General features: G+C 69.6%; 16 protein-coding genes. 11 read left to right on the forward strand and 5 right to left on the reverse strand.

The window, feature by feature from the left end; genetic code table 11:
- The first annotated feature begins 7 nt into the window (after positions 1-7).
- Genes AJAP_RS14765 through AJAP_RS14780 form a run of 4 tightly spaced genes read left to right on the forward strand, consistent with a single transcriptional unit; the run spans position 8 to position 3,694 of the window.
- Positions 8-1,162: a CaiB/BaiF CoA transferase family protein gene (locus AJAP_RS14765; RefSeq protein WP_038511813.1), complete on the forward strand. Its 1,155-nt coding sequence runs from the start codon at positions 8-10 to the stop codon at positions 1,160-1,162.
- Positions 1,159-1,947: a mesaconyl-C4 CoA hydratase gene (locus tag AJAP_RS14770; protein WP_038511815.1), complete on the forward strand. Its 789-nt coding sequence runs from the start codon at positions 1,159-1,161 to the stop codon at positions 1,945-1,947. Before AJAP_RS14765 ends, AJAP_RS14770 begins: the two co-directional genes overlap by 4 nt.
- Positions 1,944-2,744 carry an HpcH/HpaI aldolase/citrate lyase family protein gene (locus AJAP_RS14775; RefSeq protein ID WP_038511817.1) on the forward strand — a complete coding sequence of 267 codons (801 nt, stop codon included), beginning with the start codon at positions 1,944-1,946 and terminating at the stop codon, positions 2,742-2,744. The genes AJAP_RS14770 and AJAP_RS14775 overlap by 4 nt, the downstream gene beginning before the upstream one ends.
- 5 nt (positions 2,745-2,749) lie before the next feature.
- Positions 2,750-3,694, forward strand: a complete 945-nt coding sequence (locus AJAP_RS14780) for a helix-turn-helix transcriptional regulator (protein WP_038523050.1) — start codon at positions 2,750-2,752, stop codon at positions 3,692-3,694.
- A 99-nt stretch (positions 3,695-3,793) separates the two neighbouring features.
- Here the strand turns inward: AJAP_RS14780 and AJAP_RS14785 are convergent, their stop codons facing one another.
- Positions 3,794-4,426 carry a TetR/AcrR family transcriptional regulator gene (locus tag AJAP_RS14785; protein ID WP_038511819.1) on the reverse strand — a complete coding sequence of 211 codons (633 nt, stop codon included), beginning with the start codon at positions 4,424-4,426 and terminating at the stop codon, positions 3,794-3,796.
- 48 nt (positions 4,427-4,474) lie between these two features.
- Here AJAP_RS14785 and AJAP_RS14790 point away from each other — a divergent pair, with 48 nt between their 5' ends.
- From AJAP_RS14790 to AJAP_RS14800, 3 genes are read left to right on the forward strand one after another with little or no spacing between them, the layout of a single operon-like run.
- Positions 4,475-5,422, forward strand: a complete 948-nt coding sequence (locus tag AJAP_RS14790) for a patatin-like phospholipase family protein (RefSeq protein WP_228694942.1) — start codon at positions 4,475-4,477, stop codon at positions 5,420-5,422.
- The gene (locus tag AJAP_RS14795) at positions 5,419-6,267 is read left to right on the forward strand and encodes an SDR family oxidoreductase (protein ID WP_038511821.1); all 849 of its coding nucleotides are present in this window, start codon (positions 5,419-5,421) and stop codon (positions 6,265-6,267) included. The genes AJAP_RS14790 and AJAP_RS14795 overlap by 4 nt, the downstream gene beginning before the upstream one ends.
- Positions 6,264-7,745 (forward strand): flavin-containing monooxygenase, encoded by a 1,482-nt coding sequence (locus AJAP_RS14800; RefSeq protein ID WP_038511823.1) that lies wholly within the window; start codon positions 6,264-6,266, stop codon positions 7,743-7,745. Before AJAP_RS14795 ends, AJAP_RS14800 begins: the two co-directional genes overlap by 4 nt.
- A 104-nt stretch (positions 7,746-7,849) precedes the next feature.
- On the opposite strand, the gene AJAP_RS14805 is transcribed toward AJAP_RS14800, so the two are convergent.
- Together AJAP_RS14805 and AJAP_RS14810 are read right to left on the reverse strand one after the other, a co-directional pair.
- Positions 7,850-8,602 carry a hypothetical protein gene (locus AJAP_RS14805; RefSeq protein ID WP_038511824.1) on the reverse strand — a complete coding sequence of 251 codons (753 nt, stop codon included), beginning with the start codon at positions 8,600-8,602 and terminating at the stop codon, positions 7,850-7,852.
- Between the two features lie 4 nt (positions 8,603-8,606).
- Positions 8,607-9,197 carry a papain-like cysteine protease family protein gene (locus AJAP_RS14810; RefSeq protein WP_038511826.1) on the reverse strand — a complete coding sequence of 197 codons (591 nt, stop codon included), beginning with the start codon at positions 9,195-9,197 and terminating at the stop codon, positions 8,607-8,609.
- Positions 9,198-9,582: 385 nt separating this feature from the next.
- Between AJAP_RS14810 and AJAP_RS14815 the strand changes: the two genes are divergently transcribed.
- The 3 genes from AJAP_RS14815 (at position 9,583) to AJAP_RS14825 (ending at position 15,580) form a co-directional block, all read left to right on the forward strand.
- Positions 9,583-12,396 (forward strand): LuxR C-terminal-related transcriptional regulator, encoded by a 2,814-nt coding sequence (locus AJAP_RS14815; protein WP_228694943.1) that lies wholly within the window; start codon positions 9,583-9,585, stop codon positions 12,394-12,396.
- A 160-nt stretch (positions 12,397-12,556) separates the two neighbouring features.
- Positions 12,557-14,014, forward strand: coding sequence for a S1 family serine peptidase (locus AJAP_RS14820; RefSeq protein WP_038511833.1), 1,458 nt, complete (start codon positions 12,557-12,559; stop codon positions 14,012-14,014).
- 27 nt (positions 14,015-14,041) lie between these two features.
- Complete coding sequence (locus tag AJAP_RS14825; RefSeq protein WP_038511836.1) at positions 14,042-15,580, forward strand: S8 family serine peptidase; 1,539 nt, start codon at positions 14,042-14,044, stop codon at positions 15,578-15,580.
- Between the two features lie 2 nt (positions 15,581-15,582).
- Here the strand turns inward: AJAP_RS14825 and AJAP_RS42460 are convergent, their stop codons facing one another.
- Both AJAP_RS42460 and AJAP_RS14835 read right to left on the reverse strand, forming a co-directional pair.
- Complete coding sequence (locus tag AJAP_RS42460; RefSeq protein ID WP_051972449.1) at positions 15,583-16,068, reverse strand: HPP family protein; 486 nt, start codon at positions 16,066-16,068, stop codon at positions 15,583-15,585.
- Entirely contained in the window at positions 16,065-16,577 is a 513-nt protein-coding gene (locus AJAP_RS14835; protein ID WP_038511839.1) for a carboxymuconolactone decarboxylase family protein, read from the reverse strand. Before AJAP_RS14835 ends, AJAP_RS42460 begins: the two co-directional genes overlap by 4 nt.
- 98 nt (positions 16,578-16,675) lie before the next feature.
- On the opposite strand from AJAP_RS14835, the gene AJAP_RS14840 reads away from it, so the two are divergent.
- The gene (locus tag AJAP_RS14840) at positions 16,676-17,227 is read left to right on the forward strand and encodes a TetR/AcrR family transcriptional regulator (RefSeq protein ID WP_038511843.1); all 552 of its coding nucleotides are present in this window, start codon (positions 16,676-16,678) and stop codon (positions 17,225-17,227) included.
- The last annotated feature ends 585 nt before the right edge of the window (positions 17,228-17,812 follow it).

Consider the following 17,812-nt stretch of genomic DNA (forward strand, 5'->3'; position numbering starts at 1 on the left):
AGGCTTCATGCGCCAACCACTCGAGGGAATCACCGTCGTCGCCTTGGAACAGGCCGTCGCCGCGCCCTTCGCCTCACGCCAGCTCGCCGACCTCGGCGCGCGCGTGATCAAGATCGAACGCCGCGGTGTCGGCGACTTCGCCCGTGACTACGACCGGACCGTGCACGGGCAGTCGAGCTACTTCGTCTGGCTCAACCGGGGCAAGGAAAGCGTCGAACTCGACATCAAGGATCCGGCGGACCGGGCTCTGCTCGGCGCGATGATCGGCCGGGCGGACGTCTTTCTGCAGAATCTCGCCCCCGGAGCGGCGGAACGGCTCGACCTCGACGCCGCGACGTTGCGCGCGGAACGCCCGGAACTCGTCCACTGTTCGATCTCGGGCTACGGTCCGGAAGGCCCATATCGGACGAAGAAGGCCTACGATCTCTTGGTGCAGTGCGAAACCGGCCTCGTGACGTCCACCGGAACGCCGGAGACCCCGGCCAAGGCGGGGATCTCGATCGCCGACATCGCCACCGGGATGTACGCCTACAGCGGCATCCTCACCGCGTTGTACGAGCGCGAGCGCACCGGTGAGGGGGCGAGCCTGCACGTCGCGATGCTCGATTCGCTCGGCGAATGGATGAGCCAGCCCGCCTATTTCTCCCGCTACGGCCAGGAACCGCCGAGGCGCACGGCGGCGGCACATCCGTCGATCTCGCCGTACGGGCCGTTCCGCACCGGTGACGACCAGGTCTTCCTGAGTGTCCAAAGTGAACGGGAGTGGGTCGTTCTCTGCCGGGAGGTCTTGGTACATCCCGAACTCGCCGGAGATCCGCGGTTCCGGACCAACGACGATCGCGTCCGCAACGACGGCGAGCTCACCGCGATCCTGGAAGAGACCTTCACCGGCCTGACCGCCGACGAGGTCGGAGATCTGCTGGAGCGGGCCGGGATCGCCAACGCCCGGTTGCGGACGCCCGAGCAGTTCACCCGACATCCGCAACTGATCGCGCGGAACCGCTGGCGCGCGGTGGAAACCCCGGCGGGCCCGCTGGAGGCGCTGCTCCCGCCGGTCGAGGTCGACGGCCGCGAACCGGTCATGGGGCCGGTGCCCGCGCTGGGTGCGCACAACGAGTCGATCCGGGCCGAGTTCGGTGCCCGGCAGGAGGTACGAACGTGAAGGAGATCCTGCAGCCCGGCCCCTCGGAAGCGCTGGCCTCGCTGCTCGACGTCGACCTGCCGGATCTGGACCGCGACGGCCTGCCCCCGCTGTGGCACTGGTTCTACCTGCTGGATCGGCCCGCGCAGGCCGATCTGGGACCGGACGGCCATCCGGTCCGTGGCACGATCCCCGCGCCGCCGGAGCCGGGACGCCGCCGGATGTGGGCGGGCGGGCGAGTGCGGGCGCTCGGGCCGTTGCGGTGCGGGCTGCCCGCCGAACGACATACGGAAGTGCTTTCCACGACGGAAAAGCAGGGCCGCACCGGACGGCTGACCTTCGTCGTGACCGGCCACAGGATCGTCCAGAGTGGCGCGGTCGTGGTCGAAGAGGAGCAGGACATCGTCTACCGCGACGCCGCTTCCGGACAGGTCGAAGCGGCCATCGAGGAGCCGGAAGTGCCGGCGGCCGAGGACGAATGGGCGATCGATGTCTCGCCGACTCTGCTGTTCCGCTTCTCGGCGCTGACCTACAACGCTCACCGCATCCATTACGACCGCGACTACGCCCGCGATGTCGAGGGCTATCCGGGGCTGCTCACTCACGGCCCGTTGCAGGCGCTCGCGATGGCCGAAGCCGCCAGGAAACAGGGGAGCACCGGACGGCTGGCCTTCGACTACCGTCTCGTCTCGCCGCTGTTCGACCATCAGGGCCTGATCGTCCGGGCCGACGAGGGCGGCACCGCCGTGCGCGATCGCCACGGACGGCGGACGGCGACCGGGACGATGCGGAGCCTCGGCCGATGAACGAAACCAGTGCGAAGACCTTCCTGTTCGTCCCCGGTCACCGGCCGGACCGCTTCGCCAAGGCCGCGGCCAGCGGCGCCGACGTCGTGATCCTCGATCTGGAGGACGCCGTCGCGCCCGAGCGGAAGGAGTCCGCCCGCGAACACGTCCGGGCGTGGCTGGACGAAGGTCATCAGGCGGTCGTCCGCATCAACGGCGCCGGAACCGCTTGGTACCACGAGGATGTCGCGAGCATCGGGCGCGCGCTCGCGGTGATGCTGCCCAAGGCCGAGGATCCCGCCGAGATCGATTCCCTCGCCGGGCGGCTGCCCGGGGTCCCGATCGTGCCGCTGGTGGAGACGGCGACCGGCATCGCGAACGCGGTGGCGGTCTGCGGCGCGGACGCGGTGGTGAGGCCCGCTTTCGGCAGTGTCGATCTGGCCGCGCAGCTCGGCGTCGATCACCGGTCGCACGAGGCGTTGCGGTACGCGCGGTCCGCGCTCGTCGTCGCCGCGGCGGCCACCGGCCGGGCGGCCCCCATCGACGGCGTCACCACGGCGCTCGACGACGAAGCCGCGCTCATCGCCGACCTCGACCACGCCAAAACCCTCGGCTTCACCGGGAAACTCTGCGTGCATCCGCGTCAGGTCGCGGTCGCCGATCGTGGGCTGGCCCCGTCGGCGAGTGAGATCGAGTGGGCGAGGGGAGTGGCGGCGTTCGTGGGCGACGGTTCGGTGGCCGTGGCGGACGGCCAGATGATCGACAAGCCGGTCGAAGCCCGGGCCAGGGCGATCCTCGAACGCGCGGGTGAGGAGTGAGCGGCGTGCACGAACCGAAGGTGACGGAATTCGCGACCACCGATCCGGAACAGGCGTGTGCCCTGCTCGCCGAGGCGTACCGGGACAATCGCCTGCGGGTCCGCGGCAGCGTCGAAAGCTACCGTTTCGAGCACAACCGCTGTGATCTCGGCGATGTGCACTTCGACTTCCTGCACAACACGCTGACCACGGAGGTCGTCGTCCAGCCGTTGGGCAGGGTGGTGCTTTTGCGGGTGCTGGACGGTGAACAGGAGCTCGACGACGGGGTCAGCGACCGCAGGCTCGGTCCGGGGGACGTGTTCGTCGGTCCGCATCCCGACCGCGAGTACCGGACGGGGCTGCACGGCACGCGGCTGCAGATCACCGGGATCGACCTCTCGCTGTTCAGCGGAATCGACCCGGAACCTGTGGTGGAGCGGTTGTGCTACGAGCCGGTGAGCCCGGAGAAGGCCCGGCGATGGAGCCGGACGGTCGACTACATGACCGCCTTGTTCACCGATCCGGGCGTGGAGAACGGCCCGCTGGTACTCGGCGCGGCGGGCAGGCTGATGGCCGCCATGGCACTGGACACCTTCACCACGGGCCGGGGCGAAGAGCGCCCGATTGACCGGCGGGATGCCGTTCCGGACACGGTGCGCCGCGCGGTCGCCTTCCTGGAGGCGAATCCGGACCTCGACCTCGGGGTCGCGGACATCGCCCGCGCCTGCCGGGTCTCGGTGCGGGCCCTGCAACTGGCGTTCCGGCGGCATCTGGACACCACGCCCATGGCCTACCTGCGCCGGATCCGGCTCGACCTGGCCAGAGCGGACCTCCGTGCCGCCGCGCCCGGCGACGGCACGACGGTGACGGGCGTCGCGGCGAAGTGGGGTTTCCTGCACGGCAGCCGGTTCAGCGCGCAGTACCGCGCGGCGTTCGGCGAACCGCCCAGCCACACCCTGCGGAATCCGTGAAGGTTCGTTTTCGTCGGTGCCGGTATGCGTTTCAGGCGCTAGACCCGGCTGTCCGGACCCTGTTCCATAAGCGTGGCACCAGTATCGCCCAGACCCCGCCTACTGGTGCGTCGCTATCCCGTCGTACATCACCCGGCGGACCGCCCGGCTCATCGCGACCTGCCGCTCCGGTGAAGGATCGCGCAGTTCGGACAGCACCGACGCGAGGATCATCCCGTTGATCGCGCGGGCGGTGGAGTCCACGTCCAGGTCCTCGTGCAGATACCCGAGGCGGACGCCGTGGTGCAGATAGCCCGCGGTCAGCTCGGCGGCGGTCTCGTAGAAGTCCAGCACCCGCTCCCGCATCTCGGCGTCGATACCCGCCGCCTCGAGCAGGAGGAACCGGGCCATCCGCGGGTCGCTGCCGAAGATCCGGGCGAGCGCGTCGCCGATCCGCGCGCTCTGCTTGCGGTACTCGGCCAGGCTGTTGACCGCGTCCGGCGCGTTGTCCGCGGCCAGCGCGCCGACCACCTTCTCGACCAGGTCCGTGATGACGTGGTCGACGATGTCCCGCTTGTTCTGGAAGTACCGGTAGAAGGTGCCGTGCCCGATGCCCAGCCGGGCGGCGATGTCGGCGATGCCGGTCGCGTGGTAGCCCCGTTCGGCGAAGCAGTCGAACGCGGTCTCCACGATCTCGCGCCGTAGTTCCTGCTTCTTCCGTGCGGCCCTGCTGACCGGGATCTCCGTCGTCATTCCGCCAGCTTATTGCCTGACGCGTTCAAATGACATACCGTTCCGGAAATGACACGTCATTCCGCGAGGGCGCTGGTGCTCGGCTGCGGCGGGACCTTGGGGTTCGCCTGGACGGCCGCGGTCCTCGACGCGCTGCACGCCGAGGCCGGCTGGGATCCACGGGAGGCGGACGTCCTGGTCGGCACGTCGGCGGGGGCCGAAGCGGTGGCCATGCTCGGGGCGGGCATCCCGGCGAAAGCGATCCTCGACGCGGTGGCGGGCGCGCCCGGTGGCGACGCCGTCGTCGCCGCGCACGTCCGGCGGGTGCCGGACCGGCTTCCGCCGGTGCCGTCCCCGCGCTGGCCGGCGGCCGGATTGGTCCGGGCCGCGCTGCGCCGGGACGTCGACACGCTCGCCGGTCTCGCGGGTCTTCTGCCCCGGGGACGCGGTGATGCGACTTGGCTTCGCGACCTCGGGGACGCGCTTGCACCCGGCGGCTGGGTCCCGCATCCCGCGACCTGGCTGATGGCCGCGGACCTGACGGGGGAGCGGATCGCGCTAGGTTCCCCGGACGCACCACCCGCCCGGCTCGGTGAGGCGATCGCCGCGTCGTGGGCGATCCCCGGCTGGTTCCCACCGTCCGTTGTGGACGGACAGCCGTTGCTCGACGGCGGCACGATCTCGCCGACCTCGGCTGATCTCCTGCTCGGTCACGACGTCGGCGAGATCGTGCTGATCGCACCGATGAGCAGCGAGGGCGGTGCACCGGCGCGTGGCGCGGCCCGGCTGGAACGGCTGCTGCGGACGGCGATGACCAGGCGGGTCGACGACGAGGCGCGACGGTTGCGCGCGGCCGGTGTCCGGGTGGTGCGGATCGAGCCGGGGCCCGCCGATCTCGCCGCCATGGGCGCGAACTTCATGGACGGACGGCGCCGGGAGCACGTGCTCGCCACGGCGTCGAGGACGGCGCCCGCCCTGGTCGCCGAAGCCTTCGAACGAGCAGGAGTACGCGCATGACCAAGTACCCGCATCTCGACCTCGCTCGCGCGCACGTGGCGATCACCGGCGCGGGGCAGGGCATCGGCCGCGCGACCGCGGAACGCATGGCCGCCCTCGGCGCCCGCGTGTCCATCGGCGACCTCGACCTCGAAGCCGCGAAACGGACCGCCGCCGACATCGGCGGTACCGCGCATCATCTGGACGTCGCCGATCCGGCGTCGTTCGCCGCGTTCCTCGGCGAGGCCGAACAGGCGAACGGACCGCTCGCGGTGCTCGTCAACAACGCCGGGATCATGCCGAACGGCGGCTTCCTCGATCTCTCCGACGCGCTGAACCGGGCGACCATGGAGGTCAACGTCTTCGGCGTCGTCCACGGCATGCGGCTGGCGCTGCCCGGCATGCTGGAACGCGGGCGCGGCCACATCGTCAACGTCGCTTCGTTGGCCGGGAAGTTCCCGGTGAAAGGGCTGGCGATCTACAACGCCAGCAAGTTCGCCGTCGTCGGGCTGACCGCGGCGACCCGGCTGGAGTACGCGCCGCACGGCGTGAGCGTCTCGGCCGTGCTGCCGTCGGCGGTCGACACCGCGCTCGCGTCCGGGCTCGACATGCGGCCGATCCCCAAGGTGAAACCGGAGCGGATCGCCGACGCCGTGGTGGATTCCGTCCGCACACGGGCCGCGGAGATCGCCGTGCCCGGTTACGTCGGCGCGCTCGCGACCCTCGCGGCCGTGACCCCCGAACCGGCGCTCAACGCGTTCCGGCGGCTGATGCGGGACGACCGGGCGCTGCGCCCCGATTCACCCGAGCGGGACGGCTACCGCGCCCGCCTCGACCAGGACACCCACCGGGAGGAAAACGCATGACCACGCAGTACGACGCCGTCGTCGTGGGGGCCGGTTTCGGCGGGATGGGCGCGGCGATCCAGCTCAACCGGCTCGGCTACGACAACCTGCTCATCCTCGAACGCGAATCCGACCTCGGCGGCACCTGGCATGTGAACCGCTATCCCGGACTGGCCGTCGACATCCCGTCGGCCACCTACTCGTACTCGTTCGAGCCGAATCCGCACTGGTCGCGGCTTTTCGCGCCGGGCGCGGAGCTGAAGCGGTACGCCGAGCACGTCGCGGACAAGTACCGGCTGCGGCGCTACATGCGTTTCGGCTCGGTGGTCACCGGTGCGGTCTGGGACGAGGCGGACGCGCACTGGAAGGTCTCGCTCGCCGACGGCGACCCGGTCACCGCCAAGTATCTCCTCACCGCCACGGGATTCCTTTCCCAGCCGAAGAAACCCGACATCGCCGGGATCGGCACCTTCGGCGGCAAGGTCATCCACACCACGGCCTGGGACGACGAGTACGACCTCGCGGGCAAACGGGTCGCGGTGATCGGCACGGGCGCGACCGCGGTCCAGCTGATCCCCGAGATCGCGAAGGTCGCGCGGGACCTCACCGTGTACCAGCGGACCCCGATCTGGGTGAGCCCCAAACTGGACTTCCCGGTGCCGAAGGCGGTCCGGCGCGCGTTCGCGGCGCTCCCGTTCACCCAGTGGGCCGCCCGGCTGACCGGGACCGCGCTGCTGGAGCTGATGATGGTCTCCGGTGTGCTGCACTACAAGCAGCTGCCGATGGCGAACCGGCTCGGCAAGCTGTGGTGCCAGGCGCATCTGCGCCGTCAGGTGCGGGACCCGGGGCTGCGCGCCGAGCTGACGCCGCGCTATTCGTTCGGCTGCAAGCGCCCGACGTTCTCCAACGAGTACTACCCGGCCTTCACCAAGGACCACGTGCACCTGGAGACGACGTCGATCGCGAAGATCGACGAGAGCGGGATCGAGACCGCGGACGGACGGCGGCGGGACATCGACGTCCTGGTGCTGGCGACCGGATTCGACCTCTGGGAGGCGAACTTCCCGGCGATCGAGATCATCGGACGCGACGGCCGGGATCTCGGGAAGTGGTGGCGGGAGAACCGTTTCCAGGCCTACGAGGGTGTCGCGATCCCGAAGTTCCCCAACTTCATCTCGCTCAACAGCCCGTATTCCTACTCGGGACTGTCCTATTTCACCACCATCGAGACCCAGATGCGGCATATGGACCGGCTCTTCGGCGCGATGCGGCGGCGTGGCGCGACGGAGTTCGAGGTGACGCAGGAGGCGAACGACGCGTTCCTCGACCGGATGACCGAACGCCTCGGCGACTCGATCTTCACGCTCGGGAACTGCGCCCCGGCGAACAGCTACTACTTCAACCCGCACGGGGAGGCGACCCTGCTGCGGCCGTCGTCCACACTGAACGCGATCAAGGAGGCGCAGAGCTTCCCCATCGAGGACTACACGTTCGCCTGACGGTGGGCTGAAAGCGTCCTTCACCGCATGCCACGCGGTGAAGGACGCTTTCCTTGCATCGCATGCGGTGAAAGCGTCCTTCAGCCCGCCCGCATACTTGGCGCCTACTGCTTGCGGAGCCGCAGCGTGACGGCCGTGCCCGCGGCGGCGAGGAAGACCGCGCCGAGCGCGTACGGCCACCACGGCACCTCGGTGTCGCCCACCGGGGCGGCACCGTAACCACCGGCGGCACCGGTGCGGTCGTACGTCGAGCCGGGCAGCTTGTCGCCGTAGCGGCTCTGCAGGGCTTCGCGGTAGGCGGCGAGCGACATCTTCTCGCCGGTCTTCGCCACCGACGAGCCGTCGAGGACGGTCACGGTGTCGCCGTCGACGGCGTACCAGGCACCCGCCTGAGGTTCGCTCAGGAGGTAGCCCTTGCCGACCTGCGCCGCGAGGCGCTTTTCGACGTCACCCGAGGCGACGTTGTAGACCGACCAGCCCGAGCCCTCACGCTGCGACCACACGGTCGCGGCGTCACCGTTGCCCAGGGTCGCCGGAGTGGCGACATAGGCGAGTTCGGCCGGGACGGTGGACGTGCCGGCGATGAAGGCCGCGGTCGGCTGGTAGACCGCCACCGGTGTCCGCGGATCGGCCTTGGCGGTCTTGGCCGCGAGGGCCGTGTCCGCCTTGGCGGCGCCGGGGAACTGCGCCTTGGCGAGCCGCTGGGTGGTCGCGTCGCTGGTGACCACTGTGGACACCGCGGCGAGGTCGGCGGCGGTGGGCGCGCCGCTGGGGGCTTCGGCCGCGGAGGACTGGCCGCCGAGCGCCAGCGACAGTCCGAGGGCGAGGATCGTGGCGCCGAGGAAGGTTCGCTTCATGGTTTCAGTCCTTGATCCCGTAGACGGTGTGGGTCCAGGTGAACGAGTTGTTGGACCGGTAGGCGCTGTAGCTCATCTGGTTGTAGCGGGGGCTGGAGCCCCACGGGTCGCCGTAGTACACCGTCGTCGCGCCGTTGGTGTTGTCGTAGCCGTAGAGCACGTGCATGTGGCCGCCGCCGTTGCGCCAGCCGATCCGGGTGCCGATCGGCTGCCGCGCGTCGACCTGGCTCTTGATCGAGGCGAAGCTCAGCGTCTGGCCCGAGGAGCTGTAGGTGCCGACGTTGCTGAACCCGAGCCAGCGGAACACGCGCTGCTGATCGCTCAGGTAGCCCTGGTTGTTCGCGCAGTCCGAACCGGACTCGTTGTGCGCGACCTGGCAGAACTTCGTCTGGGTGAGGGAGTGGCCCCACCAGGCGGCGATCGTGTTGCCACTGGCGTCCCAGCACCAGTTGCTCTTCTCCTGGGCCTGCATCTTGATCGGGATCGTGGTGGCCGCCGTGATGGCGGGTGCCGCGGTGGCGGGCGCCTGCAGGGCGACCAGCGCGGCGACACCGGCGCAGGCCGTGGCCAGCCCGCGCCTGAACGAGGTCTTCACCGTCGGAACACTCCTAACTGGATGGTCGAACGCGAAGCAAGCGCGGCGGGCCGCCCGTAAGGGACAGGTGGGGACTTCGGCTACCCGACTGGGTGGCCGACCGGCGCGTGCGGGGGAGTTGCGCTGTGGCGAGGTAACAGAGGGGCACTGCGAACAGTCTGAGATTCACCCTCTGGTGGTCTCATGGCAAGGCTCGCGGCAATACCTAAGGGTCCGTATTGCCGATGCGGGCGTCGGTGTCACCGCAGGTCGTCGTCGCCCGATCGAGTTAACAGTGCGGTGAAGTCGTGACTCCGGTGGTGTGGACCAGCGGAAAGCGCGCGGCTCGTGGTCACTGTTCGTGTTCCCGCCTTTCGGCGGGTGTCCGCTCGGTATGGTCCCGAGCATGCCGACGATCGGTACGGCACCGGTGTTCGTGGCCCGCGACGCCGAATTGGCCGAACTGGTGCGCGTCGCCTCACGCCCGCCGTCGGTCGCCGTCGTCGAGGGCGAACCGGGGGTGGGCCGGAGCCGGCTGCTCGAAGAACTGGCCGCCCATCCTGCACTCGCCTCACGCGTGGTGTGGTCCGCCCGCTGCGGTTCGTTCTCCCGGCCTTGCCGTCTGGCGCCATTGGTCGACGCGTTGCTCGGGAAGAGCGCCGTGGCCGCCGCCCACGCGGCGGGCTTCTCCCCGGTGACCGGTGTCCTGCGGCGGCTCGTTCCCGAATGGTCGCCGTGGCTGCCGGCGTTCCCGGAGAACGCGGACGCGGAGACCGTCCGGCAGCAGGAGTTCCGGGCCGTGCGAGAGGTGTTGACGGGCTGCGGTCCGGCGGTACTGGTACTCGACGACGTCCACTGCGCGGACGACGACACATGGGAGTTCCTGCGCGGGCTCGCGGCTTCCCCGGCGGCGGCGCTGAGCGTGGTGGTCAGCGCGGGAACGTGCGGGCCGCGGCGATTCCCGCCGTTGCGTGAGACCGCCGCGCATCTCTGGCTCGCGGCGTTCACCGCCGTCCAGGTGCGGACGGTGCTGGACTCCTCTTTCGGCCGCTGCGCACCGGATTTCGCCGAAGCGGCGCACCGGCGGACGTCCGGGATCGCCGTCGACCTGACGGCGTTGGTCCAGAGTGTCGGAGACACGGCCGAAGCGCTTTCGGTGGACAGGCTCGCGTCGGCGACCGTGCCGCCGATCGTGCGGAGCCGGGTTTCCGGGCTGATGGCGGCGATCGGGCCCGCCGCTCGGGATGTCGTCCGCGCGGCCGCGGTGCTGGGATCGCCCGCCGGGGAGCCGGATCTGGGCGCGGTCGCGGCGTGCGCGGAGATCGAGAACGCGGTCACCGAAGCCGTGGAAACGGGGCTGCTGCGGGATCTCGGCCGAGGCCGCTATGTCTCGGGGAGCCCGCTGATCGCCGAAGCCGTCTACGCGCTGCTCCCCGGGCCTCAGCGCTGCGCGATGCACGGACGTGCCGCGGCCCGGCTCTCCGCGGACGCCGAACCCTTCGCGTCGCTCATCGCCCGTCACGCGCGGCTGGCGGGCGACATCGCCGCGTGGACACAGTGGACCGGCGTCGCGGTCGACAACGCCATCGAAGACGGCCGGACCGAGGAAGCGAGCCGTCTGCTCGAAGCGGCCCTGCGGGACACGGATCTGCCGCGCACCGCGCGCGAATCGTTCGCCGTCCGGCTCGGCAGGGAACTGCCGCGCAGTATCGCGCACGCCGGCACGGTGCGGCTGCTGCGGGAGATCCTGCGCGAATGGCCGCTGAGCAAGGCCGCGCGGGGTGAGATCCGGGTCCACCTCGGACAGGTACTGATCAACCAGGTGGGCAAGGTCGAAGCGGGCAGGCTCGAAATCGAACTGGGCGCGGCCGACCTCGGCAGACGCCAGGCGCTGCTCGCCAGGGGGCTGGTCACCTTGGCGCTGCCGCATATCGGGACCGTCCCGGTCGAAGAGAACCTCCGTTGGCTCGACGAGGCCGAGCAGGTCAGCAAGGGGGAACACGACGCCGGGCTGCTCGCCGCGATCACCGCCAACCGGCTTTCGGCGCGGATGCAGATCGCCGATCCGGAGGCCTGGCACGAGATCGCCGATCTCCCGCGGGCACCGGAGTCGGCGGAGGTCTGCCGTCAGGTCGCCCGCACCTACATCAATCTGGCCGACGCGGTGGCATGGAACGGGCACTATCCGGTCGCGCGGGCCTACCTCGCGACCGCGCGGCGGCTGATCCGCGACGACCATCAGCCCTATCTCGACGCGCTCGCCGACGGCACGGAGCTGCGGTTGGATCTGGCGATGGGGGAGTGGGCGAGCGTCGCGGAGAAGGCGCGCGCGATGCTGACGCGGGTCGACAAGGACGGTTCGCTGGCGGCCGAGCCGCTGCTGGTGCTCGGCTGGTACGAGTACGGGCAGCACCGGCCGACGGCGGCCCTGCGCAGTTTCGACGCGGCGTTCGCGCTGTCCGCGGGCAGTGTCCCGGTGCAGGCTTCGGCGTACGCGGGGAGGGTGGCCGTCCATCAGGCGGGCAAGGATCTGCAGGCCGCCCGGCGCCTGGCCGAATTCGGCCTGGAAACCGTGCGCCGCAAGAACAACTGGGTCTGGGCGGCCGAGCTGATGCCGTTCGCCGTGCGCACCATGCTCGGGCTGGGACAGCACGTCGAGGCGCGAGAGCTGCTCGCGGAGTACCGGCAGGGCATCGACGGCAAGGACGCGCCGGTCGCCAACGCGTCGGCGTTGTTGTGCCGGGGCATGCTCACGCAAGCGCGTGGCGAGACACTGGCCGCCGGTGAACTGCTACTGGGCGCCGCGCAGGCCTACAGTGCCTTGCCACTCCCGTATTTCGCCGCCTACGCCGACGAACTCGCCGCCGGATGTTTCTCCGAAGCCGGGGTGCGGGAGCGTGCCGTCGCTTCCTTCACCACCGCGGAGACGACGTACGCGAGCCTCGGCGCCGCCGTGGACGCGCTGCGCTGCCGACGTTCGCTGCGGCGCTGCGATCCGGAGATGCCCCGGCGCGGGCGCAAGGGTTACGGCGAAGCGTTGTCCCCGAGGGAGCTCGAAGTCGCCCGGCTCGCCGCCCAGAACCTGACGAACCGGGAGATCGGGGAGCGGCTGTTCCTTTCGCCGAGGACGGTCGAGATCCACGTGGGACGAGCACTGCGCAAATTGGGATTGCCTTCGCGTACCGTCCTGACCGCTGATCTGCTCAGCGACATTCCCTAAGGGCACGTATTCGTCGATTCGCTGGGTATCACGTGAGAAACCGCTGGTGAGAGGCGTTTTCTTTAAATAGTGGGGCGCGGTCCGTATTCCACTATTTTTCCGCTTCCGCCGTCGATCGATGGTTGTCGGGCAGTTCGCGATTTCCCGGAAAGGAAGCACCGTGAGCAGAAAACGGATCTTAGGCGTGGTCGCCCTGACCCTGGCCGCGCTGGCACCGGCGGCGGGTCTCGCCGGCGCGGAACCGGCCGGCACCCTTCGCGCAATCTCCCCGACCGACGCCGCGCCCATGCCGACGGGAGGCGTCCACGGCCAGAGCATCGGCGGCTCGCCCGCGTCGGTCAAGGACTACCCGTATGTCATCGCCGCCCTGCGGGAAGGCGGTTCGCGGCCGAAGGGCCAGAGCTGTTCCGGTTCCGTCATCGCGCCGCGGAAGGTCCTCGTCGCGGCCCACTGCAAGGAGCTGGCAGGCGAGAAGAGTGTCCTTTATGGACTCGACGACCTGAAGAGCGCGGGCGGTACCCAGCTGAAGGCCGTCGACTACAAGACACATCCCAAATTCACCCAGCCCTGGTACGGCTACGACGTCGCGGTGATCACCGTCGACGGTGACATCCCGGTGCCGCCCGGCGGCTACGCGAAGGTCGCCACGTCCGCCGACACCGGTCTGGAGACACCCGGCAAGGACGGGTTCAGCCTCGGCTACGGCAAGAAGGACATCAACGACTCCACCCAGGACGTCACGCTGCACAAGCTGACCCTGCCGATCGTGAACGCGAGCCAGTGCACCGGCGTGGAGAACGGCGTCGATCCGAAGACGATGATCTGCGCGGGCTACTCGGACGGCCGCAAGACCATCCTCCCCGGGGACAGCGGTGGCCCGTTCGTCGTCAACGGGAAGGTCACCGGCCTCGCTTCCTGGAGCCGTAGCGATTTCCGCTGGTACAGCGTCTACAGCAGGCTCAACAACGACATGGGTGACTGGGTCGCCGAACAGATCGGCGGCGAGCAGCCCGGTGACGCCTTCACGCTCGCGGCTTCGCCGTCGTCGGTGAAGGTCCTGCCGGGCAAGTACGTGTCGGCGAGCGTCACGAGCAAACCGGGCAAGAACGGCGCCGAGGACATCACGCTCTCCGCGGCCGGGCTGCCCGAGGGTGCCAAGGCCACCTTCCAGCCCGCGACGATCAAGGCGGGCGAGGTCGCCAAGCTGACCATCGAGACCGCCGCCGGAACTCCGGAAAAGGCCTATCAGGTCACGATTTCCGGGAAGGGGACCACCGACACGGCCACCGCGGGGCTTTCGCTCACCGTCGGCGCGGGCGAACCTCCCGCCGGTGATTTGAAGGTGACCGTGAACCCGTCCTCCGGGTCCGGCCGCGTGGGCACGCTCGTGAGCGCCACCGTCACCGCGCCCGGCGGCACCGGTTCGATCACGTTCTCCGCCAGTGGTGCCGGGCTGCCGCTCAGCCCCATGTTCTGGCCGCAGAGCGTTTCGAGCGGCGGCAGTTCGACCATGCAGGTCTTCGCGCCGTACAGCGCCGGTACATACCCGGTCACGGTGACCGCCAAGGACGGCGGCGGCAAGACCGCGACCACCACGTACACCCTCACCGTCCAGTGACCTTCGCCGAAACAGAGGTGATTTCCCATGCGTGACAAGACGAAAACGCTGCTGGCGCTCGGGCTGCTGAGCCCGCTGCTCGCGCTCGGCGCCGGATCGGCCGTCGCCGCCGAAGCCGAAGGCACGGTGATCCCGGCCAAGGAGCACTACGGGGACCAGTACATCGTCGTCCTCCACGACGTCGCGGCTGCCGGACAGACGGCGTCCGCCGATCTGGCCAAACGATACGGCGGGGAGGTCCGTTCGGTCTGGACGGCGGCCCTCCGCGGGTTCTCGGCCAAGAGCATGACCGCGGCCGAGGCACGCAAACTTGCCGCGGACCCGTCGGTCAAGGCGGTGTACGAAGACGGCACCGCCCGCGGAACCGGCACTCAGCAGAACCCGACCTGGGGGCTGGACCGGGTCGACCAGAAGAGCCTTCCGCTCGACAAGGCCTACAACTACCCGAACGAGGGCTCGGGCGTCACCGCGTACGACCTCGACAGCGGTATCAACCCGTCGAACCCGGAGTACGAAGGCCGCGCCAGCCTCGGCAAGGACTTCATGGGCGGAGACGGCTCGGACTGCCATGGGCACGGCAGCCACACCGCGGGCACGATCGGCAGCAAGACCTACGGTGTCGCGAAGAAGGTCAAGATCGTCGGGCTGAAAGTGCTGGGGTGCAACAACTCCGGGCCTGACTCGGGCATCATCGACGCCGTCGACTGGGTGACGGCCAACGCGAAGAAGCCCGCCGTGGCGAACATGAGCCTGACCATGGACGCCCCGGGTGTCGGGGACGACGCGGTGAAGCGGTCGATCGCGTCGGGCGTCGTGTACGGGGTGGCGGCGGGCAACGCCTCCACCGACGCGTGCAACACGAGCCCGGCACGGGTGCCCGAGGCGATCACGGTCAACGCCTCGGACTCCGCCGACAACCGGTCTTCGTTCTCCAACTACGGAAGCTGCACCGACATCTTCGCGCCCGGCTCGAACATCACGTCGCTGAGCCCGAGCAGCGGCGGTTCCGCGGTGATGAACGGGACCTCGATGGCGACGCCGCACGTCGTCGGCGCGGCCGCGCTCTACCTGTCGGCCAACCCGGGAGCCACGCCGCAACAGGTGCGGGACGCGCTGGTGAACGGCGCGACCGCGGGTGTCATCAAGAACGCGGGCAGCGGTTCGCCGAACAAGCTGCTGAACGTGTCGTTCATCGGCAGCGGCGGCCCCGGGCCGAACTGCGGGGCGAAATCGAACACCACGCCGGTGTCCATTCCGGACGCCGGGGCGGCCGTGACCAGTTCCGTGACCCAGGAAGGCTGTGACGGCAAGGCTTCCGCGTCGTTGTCGGTCAAGGTGGACGTTTCGCACACCTACAGCGCCGACCTCGTGCTCGACCTGATCGGGCCGAGCGGCAAGGCCTACCGCCTCAAGAACTCGGGCGGTGTCGGCTCGGCCGAGGGTGTGCACCAGACCTTCTCCGTCGATGCCTCCGGTGAAACGGCCAACGGCACCTGGAAGCTGAGCGCTCAGGACGTCTACCGGTTCGACACCGGCAGCATCGACGGGTTCACCGTCACCTTCTGAAGTCACTGAGACTCGCCGGCAGGGGCGGGGAGGGAACCATCGGCGGGGTCGCTTTCGGCGGCCCCGCCGATGTCGCGGCTGAACCTGGTGTGCAGGAGCAACGCGACTGCCAGTGTGGCCGCCGCACCGATCAGGAACACGCCGGTGGGCCACGGCTGCAGGACCATCAGGCAGCCGGAGGCGACGGCGGGCGGATGCACCACCCGGAAGAGCAGCATGGCGCCGAATCCGGTGGCCGCCGCGACCGCGACGGCCACCGGACCGCGCGGCAGCGCGAACGCGGCGAGGACCCCGGCCACCACGGCGAGCGCGTGGCCGCCGAAGACCGCGACCGGCCGGGCGGACGGGAGGGCCGGATTGGCGAGCACCAGGGCGAGACTGGCGGCGAGCGGTGCCGACGCCGCCGGCCCGACACCGGAGCCCATTCCCGCGGCGGCCACCCCGCCCGCACCCGCCGCGGTCAGCAGTATCGGCGACGCGTGTCTCACTGGGACACCGCGGGGAAGTCGAGGTCGGGTTCGGCCACGTGGTTGAAGTAGTTGGACAGCACGTTGAGCGCGATATGGGCGACCACCTCGGCGACCTGCGCGTCGGTGACGCCGTCCGCGCGGGCCTCGGCCAGCCGCTCGTCGGGGACGCGGCCGCGGTGGGCCATGACGGCGTCCGCCAGCCGGAGCACCGCGCGGGTGTGCGGGTCGGGGCTTTCCGCCTCGCGGGCCTTGTCCAGTTCGACGGCGGGGATGCGCATCTTCTCGCCGCGGAAGGTGTGCGCGGCGAGGCAGTAGCCGCATTCGTTGCGCTGCGCGGTGAACAGCGCGAGCAACTCGCGCTCGCGCGCGGTCAGTTCGCCGCGCGTGAGGGCGTCGCGCAAGGCGAGGTAGCCGCTCAGCGCCGCCGGGCCGTTGGCCATCGCGGCATAGAGGTTGGGCACCCGGCCGATCTGGGTACGGACGTCGGTCAGCAACGGATGCTCGGTGAGCTGGGGGATTCGGGGCACGATCTCTCCAAACGGTACAGGTCTGTTCCGAGTTGGACGGTACAGATCTGTACCGTCTGCGGTCAACCAATTCGGTACAGAGTGGTACTGTTTCGCCCGTGGGAACCCGAGCGCGCGAGCGGCTGCTGAGCACGGCCGAAGAGCTGTTCTACGCCGGAGGCATCCGCGCGGTCGGCATCGATCGCATCCTGGAGGAGTCCGGCGTCGGCAAGGCGTCGCTCTATCGGCATTTCCCGAGCAAGGACGCGCTGGTCGAAGCGGTGCTGCGGGAACGGGACCGCACCTGGCGGCACTGGCTCTCCAGCACTGTCGACGGCTACCGTCTCGCTCCGGAGGACCGGATCCTGGCGGTTTTCGACGCCCTCTTCGAACGCTTCTCCCGCAAGGACTTCCGCGGCTGCGCCTTCATCAACACCATGGTGGAGACGGCGGATCCGGCGAGCCCCGTGCACGCCGTCGCGGCCGAGCACAAGGCGGCGCTGACCGAGTACCTGGCCGGTCTGCTCGCCGACGCGGGGCGGGCTGAGGTGGGGGAACTCGCCGCGCAGCTCGTTTTGATCGTGGATGGTGCGATCGTGACCGCGGTGCGCGAGAACGCGCCGGATGCGGCTGTTCGGGGTAAGGGGATCGCTGCCGCCTTGTTGCGCTGAGCGCTTGGTGGCTTTGCGGCCTCGGCTCGCGGAGTTCCCAATGTGGAATTGGGGTCGCTGAGTGTCTCTGATGCGACTTTGGGGACCCGGGTTGTGGGTAGGTCGCTGGTCGCGGGCCTGTTGTTGCCGGATTTCGGCGAGGTCGCGCTGGATGTGGCAGGTGATCGCCGCTGCCCTGCTGTGCTGTGCGCCCGCGGCGGTCTCGGCTTTAGGGTTTCCAATGTCGCATTTGGGTCGCTGAGTGTCTCTGATGCGACATTGGGAACCCGGGCCGTGAGTAGATCGCTGGCCCGCAGGCCTGATCTTGCCGAAATTCGGCGACACCCCGTCGGACGCGGCTGTTCGGGGTGAGGCGATCGCTGCCGCCTCGTTGCGCTGAGCGCTTGCTGTGGGTTGGAGTTCCCTGCTCGGGCTCTTGCCGAAATTCGGCGAGACCTTGCCGTACGTGGGAAGACGGTCGCCGCCTTGCTGTGCTGAGCGACCTCGGCTTGAGGGTTCCCAATGTCGCATTTGGGTCGCTGAGTGTCTCTGATGCGACATTGGGAACCCGGGCCGTGAGTAGATCGCTGGCCCGCAGGCCTGATC

The organism is Amycolatopsis japonica, from assembly GCF_000732925.1.
Lineage (GTDB): Bacteria > Actinomycetota > Actinomycetes > Mycobacteriales > Pseudonocardiaceae > Amycolatopsis > Amycolatopsis japonica.